Origin of the sequence: Ruegeria profundi, assembly GCF_049800715.1 — a bacterium.
In the GTDB taxonomy this organism is placed as follows: domain Bacteria; phylum Pseudomonadota; class Alphaproteobacteria; order Rhodobacterales; family Rhodobacteraceae; genus Ruegeria; species Ruegeria profundi_A.
Map to the genome: position 1 here is coordinate 1 of NZ_JBNAFO010000015.1, position 12,260 is coordinate 12,260.

At 56.5% G+C, this 12,260-nt stretch carries 11 protein-coding genes and 1 pseudogene; 6 read left to right on the forward strand and 6 right to left on the reverse strand.

The genetic code is table 11. The features are described from left to right. Positions 1 to 1,313, reverse strand: a 1,313-nt coding sequence (hmgA, locus tag ACP15L_RS19620) for a homogentisate 1,2-dioxygenase (RefSeq protein WP_425085472.1), incomplete at its 3' end; no start/stop codon positions are given. Between the two features lie 136 nt (positions 1,314 to 1,449). On the opposite strand from hmgA, the gene ACP15L_RS19625 reads away from it, so the two are divergent. After that, positions 1,450 to 1,887 carry a MarR family winged helix-turn-helix transcriptional regulator gene (locus tag ACP15L_RS19625; protein WP_170475183.1) on the forward strand — a complete coding sequence of 146 codons (438 nt, stop codon included), beginning with the start codon at positions 1,450 to 1,452 and terminating at the stop codon, positions 1,885 to 1,887. Between the two features lie 487 nt (positions 1,888 to 2,374). Here the strand turns inward: ACP15L_RS19625 and ACP15L_RS19630 are convergent, their stop codons facing one another. The 4 genes from ACP15L_RS19630 to ACP15L_RS19645 are packed head-to-tail and all read right to left on the reverse strand — an operon-like array spanning position 2,375 to position 5,489. After that, on the reverse strand, positions 2,375 to 3,136 hold the full coding sequence (locus tag ACP15L_RS19630; RefSeq protein WP_425085473.1) for an ABC transporter permease: 762 nt from the start codon (positions 3,134 to 3,136) through the stop codon (positions 2,375 to 2,377). Continuing rightward, positions 3,133 to 3,879, reverse strand: coding sequence for an ABC transporter permease (locus tag ACP15L_RS19635; RefSeq protein WP_425085474.1), 747 nt, complete (start codon positions 3,877 to 3,879; stop codon positions 3,133 to 3,135). The genes ACP15L_RS19630 and ACP15L_RS19635 overlap by 4 nt, the downstream gene beginning before the upstream one ends. A gap of 9 nt (positions 3,880 to 3,888) precedes the next feature. Further along, positions 3,889 to 4,653, reverse strand: coding sequence for a transporter substrate-binding domain-containing protein (locus ACP15L_RS19640; RefSeq protein ID WP_425085475.1), 765 nt, complete (start codon positions 4,651 to 4,653; stop codon positions 3,889 to 3,891). A gap of 38 nt (positions 4,654 to 4,691) precedes the next feature. After that, positions 4,692 to 5,489, reverse strand: a complete 798-nt coding sequence (locus ACP15L_RS19645; protein WP_425085476.1) for an ABC transporter ATP-binding protein — start codon at positions 5,487 to 5,489, stop codon at positions 4,692 to 4,694. Positions 5,490 to 5,582: 93 nt separating this feature from the next. Between ACP15L_RS19645 and ACP15L_RS19650 the strand changes: the two genes are divergently transcribed. The 4 genes from ACP15L_RS19650 to ACP15L_RS19665 are packed head-to-tail and all read left to right on the forward strand — an operon-like array spanning position 5,583 to position 9,797. Beyond that, positions 5,583 to 6,230 (forward strand): TetR/AcrR family transcriptional regulator, encoded by a 648-nt coding sequence (locus ACP15L_RS19650; RefSeq protein WP_425085477.1) that lies wholly within the window; start codon positions 5,583 to 5,585, stop codon positions 6,228 to 6,230. After that, complete coding sequence (locus ACP15L_RS19655) at positions 6,227 to 7,411, forward strand: pyridoxal phosphate-dependent aminotransferase (RefSeq protein WP_425085478.1); 1,185 nt, start codon at positions 6,227 to 6,229, stop codon at positions 7,409 to 7,411. The genes ACP15L_RS19650 and ACP15L_RS19655 overlap by 4 nt, the downstream gene beginning before the upstream one ends. After that, positions 7,408 to 9,012, forward strand: coding sequence for a 5-guanidino-2-oxopentanoate decarboxylase (locus tag ACP15L_RS19660; protein ID WP_425085479.1), 1,605 nt, complete (start codon positions 7,408 to 7,410; stop codon positions 9,010 to 9,012). Before ACP15L_RS19655 ends, ACP15L_RS19660 begins: the two co-directional genes overlap by 4 nt. A gap of 2 nt (positions 9,013 to 9,014) precedes the next feature. Beyond that, on the forward strand, positions 9,015 to 9,797 hold the full coding sequence (locus ACP15L_RS19665) for an arginine deiminase family protein (RefSeq protein ID WP_425085480.1): 783 nt from the start codon (positions 9,015 to 9,017) through the stop codon (positions 9,795 to 9,797). Positions 9,798 to 9,834: 37 nt separating this feature from the next. On the opposite strand, the pseudogene ACP15L_RS19670 reads toward ACP15L_RS19665, so the two are convergent. Next, positions 9,835 to 9,954, reverse strand: a pseudogene (locus ACP15L_RS19670) (integrase core domain-containing protein); the annotation flags it as partial. Positions 9,955 to 10,336: 382 nt separating this feature from the next. Here ACP15L_RS19670 and ACP15L_RS19675 point away from each other — a divergent pair. Then, positions 10,337 to 12,250 carry an adenylate/guanylate cyclase domain-containing protein gene (locus ACP15L_RS19675; RefSeq protein WP_425085481.1) on the forward strand — a complete coding sequence of 638 codons (1,914 nt, stop codon included), beginning with the start codon at positions 10,337 to 10,339 and terminating at the stop codon, positions 12,248 to 12,250. Positions 12,251 to 12,260 lie beyond the last annotated feature (10 nt).

The following is a 12,260-nucleotide window of genomic DNA, read 5'->3' on the forward strand; positions in this document are numbered from 1 at the left end:
GCCCAGCAGTCAATATAGTCGTCCTGCAAAGGGGCCTCGGTTGCGGCGAAGGCAGTCAGATGCTGTGGAAAGCGGGTTTCGAACATGAAGGACATCGTGTGGTCCAGCTTGTCCGGCCCCAGATTGGCGTTTGAGGCTTTTTCGAACGCTTCGCGATCCGGACCATGCGGGATCATCATGTTGTGTAGGCTCATGCCGCCGGGAACAAAGCCCTGAGGTTTGGCGTCATACTGGCCGTAAATATTGCCCATCAGCTCGGACATGATGTTCTTGTGGTACCACGGCGGGCGGAAGGTGTCTTCGGCCACCATCCAACGTTCGCGGAACAGGACGAAGTCGATATTGGCCGTGCCTGGCTGGCCCGATGGGGCTGTCAGGACGGTGAAAATCGACGGATCCGGGTGGTCGAACAGGATCGCTCCGACAGGGCAGTAAGTGCGCAGGTCGTATTTGTAAGGTGCATAGTTGCCGTGCCATGCCACCACGTCCAGCGGGCTATGACCGATCTGAGTGACGTGGAATTGCCCGCACCATTTGATCGTCACGGTTGAGGGCACCTCTCGGTCCTCGAACGCCGCGACGGGTGCTTTGAAATCGCGCGGATTGGCCATGCAATTGGCACCGATCGGTCCGCGGCCCGGCAGTTCGAATTTCTGCCCGTAATTCTCGCAGACAAATCCGCGTGCCGGACCTTCCAGCACTTCAACACGGTAGAGCAACCCGCGCGGCAGGATCGCGATTTCCTGTGGCTCCAGATCTATGATCCCCAGCTCGGTCACAAAGCGCAGGCGGCCGTCTTGCGGTACCACCAGCAGCTCGGAATCGGCCGAGAAGAAATAGTCATCCACCATCGAGTCGGTGACCAGATAGACATGGCTGGCCATGCCGACCTGCGTGTTCACATCCCCCGCCGTCGTCATGGTGCGCATTCCGGTCAACCAGCTCAAAGGGGCGTCAGAATGCGGAACCGGGTCCCAGCGATACTGGCCCAGGCTGATCACATCCGGGTCGATACAAGGCGCGGATTTCCAATAGGGCAGGTCGATTTTCTCATAGCGATGCGAATGCTTGACTGACGGGCGAATGCGATAGCACCACGTCCGCTCGGGTGGGTTGGCGGTGAAGGCCGTGCCGCTGAGCTGTTCGCCGTAGAGGCCATAGTTGCAGCGCTGCGGGCTGTTCATGCCCTGCGGTAGCGCGCCAGGCAAAGCCTCGGTCTCAAAGTCATTGCCGAAGCCAGGCATGTAACCCTTTGAAATGGCGCTACCATCCTCAGCAACGGTCAATCCGCTATGTTTCACGAGTGCATTCATCTGGATCTCCTGCTCATTCGTTTCGGCAAGACTTTGGGTTCGTGGTGAATATTTGTTGCATTTGCAACGTTGTCAATATTTTTGTTGCAGATGCAATGAAAGTCTGAATTCTATAACGCCGAAAGGAAATCCCTGCATGAACACCAAATACTTGCCCGAGTTCGATTTGGAAGGGTTCTTGCCATACCGGCTTACGGTGCTGGCCGCGCGACTGAGCGCAGAAATGGCGCAGCAGTATAAACACGAGTTTGGCGTTTCGAACCCGGAATGGCGCGTCCTTGTGAACGTTGGATATGCCGAAAACCCGTCGGTTCGGGACATTGAAAAACGAGTCAGTCTGGAAAAGTCAAAGGTCAGCCGTGCAGCCGCACGGCTCGAATCCCGCGGACTGATCACCAAGGTTGAGGATCCTGCCGACAGACGACTTGTCAAACTCGACCTTACGGAAAAAGGCGCGGATCTTCTCAGCCAATTGGTTCCTATTGCACTGTCGTTTCAATCCAGCCTGGAAACCAAACTTGGTGAGTCTGAGGAAGCGCTGAATGCCGCCCTCGATCTCCTGTCGGAAGAATGAATGGTAAAACTCCACAACTCTTGGCGCTCATCAGCGAGCTATCGCGTTCGGATTGCTCTTGTTCTCACCCGGGAAAGCAGCGTTGGCGTGCGTTCGCTAACAGGACCTCTTGATACTTTCCGATGAAGCTTACCGCCTGCTTGACCTGATGCTTGGAGCATTTCGAAAGCGACTTTTATTTGAGCGACTAAAACCGACATAGCATGTTGATTTTGGGACTGAGCCAGATCAATACTGCATAGACGCGATCACTGAGATAAGCCAACCAGCTTGCGCTGGCGATGACCGCTGATTTTGTTGCGAAGTTTGTTGCTGATCGAAGAGGTCACATCGGGCTAGCGGGTTAAGCAGCCAGTTCGGCAAATTGACGGGACCATCATAGTCCGGGCGTGAGTTGGCCCTTTCTGAGCAGTTTCGCGACTTCAATTCCTTCCAGCATTGACGATAATGTACTTATCGACCATACGTAAGCATTGATGCCAATACTTCAAACTCCCTCAAATCGTCGGAAGGCCAAGGCAATTAAACCGGCGATTGCCATGTAAACCAATGCCAGCAACAGCAGGGGCTCGTAGACCACGAATGTGTCTGCTCGAACCCGGGAAGAAACCGCATAAATTTCGACCACGGTGATCGTTGCTACGAGTGGCGTTGCTTTGAGCTGCAAGATGGTTTCTCCGCCCAAGGTGGGCAGAACATTGCGTACGGCTTGGGGTAGCCAGATCCGGCGGAACATTGTGAAACGTGGCATCCCGAAAGACTTTGCAGCCTCCAACTGGCCTTTTGCCACACCAGAGAACGCGCCACGCATGACCTCGCCCTCATATCCCGCAAAGGACAGTGTCAGCGCTAGGACGGCGTAGGGCCAAGCCTGACGCAGGTAGGGCCAAAGCTCAGACGACCGTATCCAGGGAAACTGCGGAAACAACGAACCAAGCCCGTAGTATAGCAACCAGATCTGCAACAGCAGCGGTGTGCCTCGAATTATCGTGCAGAATACCCGGGCGGGCGTTGCCAAGTACCACGGGCCCACCGCCTGCGCCAATCCCAGAGGCACAGCCATTAGAAAGCCTAATATGGTTGTGACCACCAAGAGCCAGATTGTGGTCCAGAGACCTTGCAACGCCAAAGGGGCATATTTTGGAATCCAATCCCAACGCAGCGAGAACGCACACCAGATCACCAATGCTGCAAATAGCAACATCATGACGATACGGTGCGGTTGCATAAAAGCTTTTACAGTGATCATGCCGAGCCACCCTTCAACGAAGGTTGACCACGCCGCGCCCATTTCTCAATGCGCGCAAAAACGACCCCTGAGAAAAGAGTCACCATCAGGTATAAGAAACCTGCAGCAAAAAAGAAGGTGAAGTAGGCGCGGGTACTGCTGGCCGCCTGTCGTGTTTCCAGCGTCAACTCACTGAACCCGACGACAGCGAGTAAGGCCGTGTCTTTGGTGGCGATTAGCCACAGATTGGCCAGCCCTGGCACCGCAAATCCCATCATTGCGGGTATGGTCACCCGACGCATGATCATGAAAGCGGGCATTCCATAAGACTTCGCCGCCTCGATCTGCCCGACGGGCACCGCCTTTATCGCGCCTCGCAGAACCTCGGTGGCATAGGCCCCTTGTACAACGCCCAGCACCCAAATACCGGCGGCGACACCGTTGATCTCAACCCGGCCGCCTCCGACCGCCTCAGAGATCTTGTTGATGATATCACTGCCGACATAATAGAGGATCAGGATCAGCACCAGTTCAGGCACCGCCCTGATGACTGTTGTGTAGATGGCAAGAAGGTCGCGCGTGACCTTCCCGCCGTATAGTTTTCCGTAGGCCCCGAACAGCCCGATAACCAGCCCCATTCCAAATGCGCCAAAAGCGATTTGCAGGGAATTGGCAAGCCCGCGTAACAGGTTGCCACCCCAACTAGACAGCGACAGCAACTCCATGCTGGTGCCAAGACCCAGTGTCTCTAACAGTCCGGTCACAGCTACGCCTTAGTAGATGCTGGTGGTGAAATAACCCTCGGTGATTTTCTCGTGGGTCCCATCTGCCAGGATCGCAGCGATCCCTTTGTTAAGCGCTTCAAGAAGTTCGGTTTCGCCCTTGCGCACACCGGCACCGACGCCACGGCCCAAGATTGCCGGATCATCCTCGACAGCACCTTTGATCTCGCAACAGCTGCCATTGTCCGAATTCACAAAATCCGCCATAGCGATGCTGTCGGCTTGAGTAGCATCGATGCGACCCGCGAAAAGGTCTTGGTTGGCCTCATCCTGAGTCTGATAGACTTTCAGCTCTGAATCCTTGAAGTATTCCTGGGCATAGGCCTGGTGGATGGTCGAGGCTTGGATCCCGATGATCTTACCAGCAAGGGACTCTGCGGTGGGTTCGATATCCATCGACTTGTCGGCCACGATCACTGCGGGTGTGTTGTAGTACGCATCACTGAAGTCGATGGTCTTCAGCCGCTCTTCGGTGATCGACATCGACGCCATGATCGCGTCGATCTGCTGGCCGGTCAGCGACGGAATGATACCGTCCCAGGCAACAGGTGTGATCACGCAGTCAAGATCGGCTGCGGCGCAGACGGCATTGATCACCTCGATCTCCCATCCGACCCAATTGCCCGAGCTGTCGGGTGACGCAAATGGGGGATAGGGTTCGGCGGCGATACCGATCTTAACTTGTTCAGCTGCGGCCGCGCCTGCAGATAGAACGGCTGCGGCTGTTGCTGCAGTCAAAAGTGTTTTCAATTTCATTAGGAGTCTCCCGGTTGGTTTTATTTGGTGTTTTGATGCTATCCGACTGATCTGAGGAATTGCTTCAGTCGTTCTGATTGTGGATTTCCAAAGAGGTCGGCAGGTGGTCCCTGCTCTTCAATGCGCCCCTGGTAGAGGTAGACGACATGGTTCGCCACTTCACGCGCGAACTTCATCTCATGAGTAACCAATAACATGGTTCGCCCTTCGGCAGCCAGATCACGGATCACCGTCAGCACTTCGCCCACGAGTTCCGGATCCAGTGCGGATGTTGGCTCGTCAAAGAGCATGGCTGAAGGATCAACCGCCAATGCCCGAGCAATAGCGGCCCTCTGCTGTTGACCGCCGGATAGATACGCTGGGAAGGTGTCCTCTTTGCCGCCCAAGCCAACCCTGACCAGCAATTCGCGGGCGCGTTCGATCGCCTCGGGTTTGGGAACCTTCAACACATGTACCGGAACCTCAATAACATTCTCCAGCAGAGTGCGATGGGTCCACAGGTTGAATTGCTGGAACACCATCGCCAGCTTTGTCCGAATGCGCTCTATCTGCTTTTGGCTGGCCGGGCTGCCATCCGCCCGCATGGCCACTTCCTCGCCTCCGATTACGATTTTGCCGGAGGTCGGCGTTTCAAGGAAATTGATGCATCGCAGCATGGTCGACTTGCCAGACCCCGAGCCACCAATGATCGCTACGACATCGCCCTGATGTGCAGTGAGGTCTACGCCTTTTAGCACCTCGAGATTTCCAAAAGACTTATGCAAGTCTTCAACGCGGATCGCCTCTCGGCGCGTATCCGGTCGTTCAGCGACTGCGTCAGCGGCGGCTGTGTCCATTTTTCTTTGACCCCAACTTTCTGATTGCAGTAAGCCGTGAGCATAGTAATTATGCAAGTGTATAATTACGGCATCCGCAAAAAAGGACCAATCGTGAGCGAAGACCGCAAGAAATTTAAGCGTGAGTCGGCCGAAGCCAGACAGCACGCACTGATTCTCGCGACGCTTGATTTGGTGGCTGAGCAGGGCGTCCGTGGCGCCACAGTGCGGGGAATCGCAGACCGCGCAGATGTTACGCAGGGGCTCATCCGTCATTATTTCAACTCTAAGGAGGAGCTGATCGTCGCGGCGTATGAGCACCACATGAACTCGATGACAGATCAGACATTCGCGCCCGCAAACGAAGTCGAAGCCAGCGCCCAAGCCAAGTTGGCAGCTTTCGTGACCGCGTCGTTGACGCCCCCGGTTGTCGACCCCCGTGCTATCGCTCTTTGGGCCAGCTTTTTGAACAAAGTTCAGCAGGACCAGCAAATGAAAGCGACCCACGAACGAACATACGCCTATTTTCGGGACCAGCTTGAAGGGTTAATCGCGGCTTCGCTGAAAGAAGCGAACCGTTCGGCATCGCCTGTCCAATTGCGGCAGCTGGCTATCGCCTGCAACGCGGTCATCGACGGTCTGTGGCTGGAAGGCGGCGCGTTGCCCCATGCCTTTGAGCAGGGTGAACTGGTTGAAATCGGGCTGCAATCCGTTTCCGCCATTATCGATTTGGATCTAACGCAGGAGAGCGAGCCCCTATGAGGTTGACAGCAATTACTGACCGGCTGGCCGGATTGGGTGGTGGCAAGTGGGAAGTACACTTGAAGGCGCGCGCAATGGTTGATGCGGGTGCTGATCTGGTGGAAATGACAATCGGCGAGCCGGACGTGCCAACGCCGCCAGAGCTGTGCGACGCCGCTGCCTTGGCCTTGCAGGCGGGCCGTACCGGCTATTCCAACGGCCGCGGAGAGGCCGGGCTTTGCGCAGCCTTGGCAGAGTCGTACACCAAAAGCCGCGGCCGGCAGTTTTTGCCGGAGAACATTCTTTGTTTTCCCGGCACGCAGACCGCGCTTTATACAGTGATGCAAGGCGTCGCCGAAGCAGGTTCCGAAGTGTTGGTTGGTGACCCGATGTATGCCACATACGAGGGCGTGATCCGCGCATCAGGAGCCGAACCCGTACCGGTGCCGCTCCGCCCAGAAAACGGTTTTCGGTTGCAGGCCGAAGACATCGCCGCGCGCATCACCCCGCGCAGCCGCGCTATACTTCTGACGACTCCGCATAATCCGACAGGCGCGATCCTGACCGCTGAAGATGTACGGAAAATTGGCGAACTTGCGATCAAGCACGACCTCGGGATCATCTCGGACGAAGTGTACGAGCATCTGGTGTTTGAAGGAGCAGAATTTGTATCTCCGCTTTCGGACCCGGACCTGGCCGATAGGGTCATCGCCGTGTCGTCGATTTCCAAATCTCACGCAGCCCCTGGCTTCCGCAGCGGTTGGTGCGTTGGCCCAGCCGCGTTCTGTACCGCGTTACTACCGGTCTCGGAAACGATGCTGTTTGGCAACCAGCCCTTTATCGCAGACATGACTGAAAAAGCTGTGCGACACGGATCTTCGGTCGCTGCAGGCATGGCATCGCGTTTTGCAGCCCGCGCCGATGTTCTGGAACGCCGCCTTCACGGTGAAACGCCTCTGACCGTCCATCAACCGGATGCGGGCATGTTTGCGCTGGTCAACGTGTCGGGCATTGGAAAGGATGGTGACGCCTATGCTTGGGATCTTTTGGAGCATGGTGTTTCGGTGATGCCGGGCTCGGCCTTTGGTGAAAGCCTCAAGGACTGGGTTCGGGTCGCCCTCACCATCGACGACAGCCAATTCGCGACCGCGCTAGACCGTATCGTTGCCCACGCAAACCTCAGCAAACGGAACGTTGCATGACCAAACAAACAGTGGGCGAGGCACTGGTCGCCGAATTGAAGCAACGGGGCGTATCCTGCGTGTTCGGCATTCCCGGCGTGCACACCGTTGAGCTTTATCGCGGGCTTGCCGCCTCGGGCATTCAGCATGTGACCCCAAGGCACGAGCAAGGCGCAGGTTTTATGGCTGACGGCTATGCGCGTGTTTCAGGTAAGCCGGGCGTTGCCTTTGTCATAACAGGACCCGGCCTGACAAATACGCTGACGCCGATGGCGCAGGCCCGTGCGGATTCCGTTCCGATGCTGGTGGTTTCCGGCGTCAACGAGAAGAGCACGCTAAACAAGTTTCTTGGCCACTTGCATGAACTGCCCGACCAACATGCGCTCGCCAAGACTGTCGCGCTGGTGTCCGAACATGTGGACCAGCCCTGTGATCTGATTGCTGCATTGGACCGCACGTTCGCACCCTATTCCGCTGGACGACCAGGCCCCACCCATATCCAAATCCCGCTGGATATAGCGGGACTGGCGGCTGAAAGCGCCCTGGCTTCGAAAGATCATCCCCATCAGGCATTGGACGGCGACTTAGTCCAACAAGCCGTAGCCCGGCTGTCGGCCGCGCGAAAAGTCGTCATCTTGGCCGGTGGCGGAGCGAAAACGACCGGAGAAGATCTACAAACTCTGGCAGAGCGCCTTGATGCGCCTGTCGTGCAAACCGTAAATGCGCGCGGGCTGATGCATGGGCACCCACTGACTATTCCCGCTAGTCCCAGCTTGAAATCTGTCCGAGCATTGATCGAGGATGCTGATTGCGTCCTCGCTTTGGGAACCGAGTTGGGCCCAACGGACTATGACATGTATGCCACCGGAGATATGGCCTCTATGTCAGGGCTCATACGCGTGGATATTTGCCCGGATCAATTGACCCGTCACGAAGCCGCAATAGCCATAGAGGGTCGCACCGATCAGGTTGTTTCGTGGTTGCTGGCTGCATTGCCCGGAAAATCCAACCAGCGAGATGGAATGGACCGCGCTGAAAGAACCCGCGCTGCGGCGTTCGAAGAGATAGGTTCGGACTACCGCGCTCAAGTCGGGATTCTCGCAGCCATGCGCGCTGCTGTCCCGAATGCGCTCATGATCGGAGATTCCACCCAGCCGATTTATGCGGGCAACCTCTACTATGATCACGACCGTCCCGGTGGTTGGTTCAATGCGGCCACCGGATACGGGGCGCTTGGCTACGGCATTCCGGCCGCCATCGGTGCCGCGATTGCCGACCCTGAGGCGTCCGTGATTTGCATCGCCGGGGACGGTGGTGCCCAATTCTCACTGCCCGAGATCATGGCCGCAGTGGACCAAAACCTGCGCATTACCTTTGTTCTTTGGAACAATCATGGCTATGGCGAAATCGCCACGTCCATGGAGGGCGTGGGGGTCGAGGTGATCGGTTGCGACCCAACCCCACCTGACTTTGCGGCCACTGCTGCCTCGTTCGGCATCCCCTACAAACGCGTTCCCCAAGACCCAACAGCTGTTGCCGCTGCACTGGCAGACGCCGATGCCCAAAACGGCCCCTCTATTCTGGAAATTAATGCTGCCGGGCGTCGCCCGGATCAGGAGTGACTATGCGAAACCCGACCTTTGAATTTACCCGTGCCATAACGCGCAAGCCTGCCTCGACCATCGCAGACGGCTTGCGTGCCGAGGATATCGGCAATCCCAGCCTCGAAGGTATGCTGGCTGCGCATTCGGCCTATGTCAGCGCGCTGCGAAGCACCGGAGCGGAAATTATCGAGCTTGACCCGCTGGAAGCGTACCCGGACGCACAGTTCGTCGAGGACACCGCGCTGTGCCTGCCGCAAGGTGCTATCCTGATGCGACCGGGCGCGCCCTCGCGCCTGGGTGAGGTGGCAGAAATATCGTCGACGATCCGTGCCTGCTACGACGACGTCCGCGAGATCAAAGGCCCCGGCCATGTCGAAGGAGGTGATATCCTGGTGACCGGAATGGAAATTCTGGTCGGCCGCTCGGATCGAACCGACGCTGCAGGCGTAGCCGAGCTGACGGATATTGCCAATGAGTGGGGCCATGCTGTGCGCGAGGTGTTCACGCCTGAAGGCGTGTTGCATTTCAAGACCGATTGTTCGCCGATGGATGCCGAAACCATCCTGTCAACCAAGCGCTTGGATGCGTCCGGATGTTTTGAAGGCTACCGGGTTCTGCATGTTGCCGACGGCGAAGAAGCGGCCGCCAATGCAATTCGTTTTAACAATCTGGTGCTCATGGCGGCCGGTTTCCCCCGCACTGCAGATGTTTTGGACAAGGCAGGGTATGAGGTCGTCCAAATCGACAACACCGATTGCGCCAAGTTGGATGGCGGCATGTCATGCCTGTCTCTGAGATTCTGATCGCAAAAAAGCCTTCGTGCATGGGGAAAGAGTTCGCTTAGGTCAGACCACAATGGGGCCGCTTTCTATTGTAGGGTCTCCTCCATTGTTCGATGAGAATTTGAGCTTAGCGTAGGCTGTATATGACTTTTCGGAAACGTTCAGTTGGTTGCCTACATAGCTACTGCAGGTCCGACGACGAATGGGTCTCAGAAGTGTCCCTAAATCGCTTCCGTCAGGATTCGTTTGTCCAACGGCACATCAGAATTCGCGCGTCTCAGCCGCTTCAGTTTTTCAACTGGTCTACATTCATTCCGCCGTACTTTTTTCGCCAGCAGTACTAGGGGCTATGGCGCAAAATTTTGAAGTGGTTATAGACAGTCTATCGCTGGTCACACTTATCCTGCCATCGAGTAATTTTCTAAAAGCCCGAATTCGTAGACTCAGAGTATCGGCTTTTGTGGATCATGTTGGATGTATCGCAAACTCGGGGCTTTAGTTGAAAAGCATGCACTGTCGAGATTTCGTGACATCCGTTAGACTGCGAGCAGGAGGGTTCCATGCAGCGCCGACTCGCCGCGATCATGGCTGCCGATGTCGTTGGGTATTCGTCGTTGATGGGCAGCGACGAGGCAGGGGTATTGTCCGCTCTCAAAACTCTGCGTTCAGAGGTTTTTGATCCCGCAATTGCAAGACATCACGGGCGCCTCTTCAAGGTGATGGGGGATGGTGCTCTTGTCGAGTTTGCTTCGGTTGTCGATGCCGTAAACTGTGGCGTCGAGATCCAGCAGACAATGGCTGAGGCTGCTCCGGCCCTCGACAACGGGTCGCGGTTGCAACTTCGGATCGGTATAAACCTTGGTGATGTCATGATCGCTGATGGGGACCTCTATGGTGACGGGGTGAATGTTGCCTCCCGCATTGAAGGTTTGGCGGATCCAGGCGGCGTCGCGATTTCTGAGAGTGTCGCACGACAGGCAATGGGCAAGGTGGATGCCGGATTTGAGGATCTCGGTCTGAAGAACCTGAAGAACATCTATGAACCGGTTCGAGTTTTCCGCGTCATGCCCGACAGAGCGCAGGCATTCAAACGGCGATCTAAAAAAATTCCATTGATGACCGGAGCATCGGTGCTGGTTGGTTTGGGGCTTGTCGGCTTAATTGCGTGGTGGATTGATTCCGGTGACCAGCCGCCCGATGCCATGACCTTTGATGAAGCTGCTCTGTTGACAGAGCCAACGGGTCCGACCGTTGCGGTTCTGCCATTTCAAAACCTTAGCAATACGGACGCCCGCGATTTATTGGCTGTTGGCATTGGCGAAGACATCATCGTTGAGCTAGGGAGCTACCAGGACCTCAACGTACTGTCCCGTCAATCCACCCATTCCGTTGGACCGGACGAAAGTGACCGGCGTAGTATCCGGCAGAAGTTCGGCGCGGACTATGTGCTGGAAGGTTCTGTACGGCAGGTTGCAGATCGTCTGCGCGTGACAGCGCGACTGATAGACACAAACTCGGGGTTCCAGGTCTGGTCGGAAGCGTATGACGAAAGCCTCACGACTTTAAATATTCTGGACGTTCAGCTGAGCATCACCGAAAAAGTGGCCTCGGCTGTGGGTGACGCGGGCGGAGCAATCAAGCGCATTCACGCAGGTCATGCGCGCGCGAAACCTCCGGAACATCTCTCGTCTTATGAATGTTCCCTGCTGCGCGTTGGTTTCCTGAACCGACGGAATGTGCAAGAGCGCGTCCGCGGCTGTATCCTGCGGGTTGTCGAAGACGAACCCGAGTATTGGCGCGGGTGGGCGCAATTGGCCGAGGCACTGCTAACGGATGTGAAGCTTTTCACCGGGCTGTATCCAGGGACACAGGATGAGAAAATCCAACGCGCGGAAGAGGCGGCTCGGAACGCGGTGTCGCTGAACCCGCTTTCTGCCCGCGCTCACTTCCTTCTGTCGCTTGTGCTTCAGATTCAACGCGATCTCGACGGGTTCTTCTCGTCTGCTGAAACGGCGCTGACATTGGGGACAGATCGGTATCTGCAAGGGCAGATCGGCTATGAGTTCATTTGGTCCGGGCGTCTGGATTTGGGGGCTGCGCTCGTCGAAAATGCAATCGCGCTAGACCCAAATGCAGCAGACCCAAACTGGTATCAGGCGCTGGCCGAGTATCATTTCCTGAACGGGGATTATGAAACAGCGCTGAGCACTTATCGCAAGGGGGCACAGCCGGACATTTGGTGGTCGGTCTCAATCGAAGTCGCAATTCTGGCTGAACTGGGTCCGCGCGACGCCGCCATTGCCGCACGGGACAGGCTGAACAAAATCCGTCCGGGTATAAAAATTGCTGACGTTGTCTGGATGTATCGGCGCTTTGCGCGCCCGGATGAACACATCCTGCCTTTCGTCGAAGCCTACAGAGCTGTGGACATGCCCGAGGGGCGGTTTGCCCCGCTTCAGGATAGTGCAGGCTGACCGACAGGGC

Excerpts from the sequence above, each read along its gene's own strand:
- ACP15L_RS19625 (WP_170475183.1), top strand. The coding sequence starts at position 1,450 with ATGAACACCAAATACTTGCCCGAGTTCGATTTGGAAGGGTTCTTGCCA.
- ACP15L_RS19630 (WP_425085473.1), bottom strand. The coding sequence starts at position 3,136 with ATGATCACTGTAAAAGCTTTTATGCAACCGCACCGTATCGTCATGATG.
- ACP15L_RS19640 (WP_425085475.1), bottom strand. The coding sequence starts at position 4,653 with ATGAAATTGAAAACACTTTTGACTGCAGCAACAGCCGCAGCCGTTCTA.
- ACP15L_RS19645 (WP_425085476.1), bottom strand. The coding sequence starts at position 5,489 with ATGGACACAGCCGCCGCTGACGCAGTCGCTGAACGACCGGATACGCGC.
- ACP15L_RS19655 (WP_425085478.1), top strand. The coding sequence starts at position 6,227 with ATGAGGTTGACAGCAATTACTGACCGGCTGGCCGGATTGGGTGGTGGC.
- ACP15L_RS19660 (WP_425085479.1), top strand. The coding sequence starts at position 7,408 with ATGACCAAACAAACAGTGGGCGAGGCACTGGTCGCCGAATTGAAGCAA.
- ACP15L_RS19665 (WP_425085480.1), top strand. The coding sequence starts at position 9,015 with ATGCGAAACCCGACCTTTGAATTTACCCGTGCCATAACGCGCAAGCCT.
- ACP15L_RS19675 (WP_425085481.1), top strand. The coding sequence starts at position 10,337 with ATGCAGCGCCGACTCGCCGCGATCATGGCTGCCGATGTCGTTGGGTAT.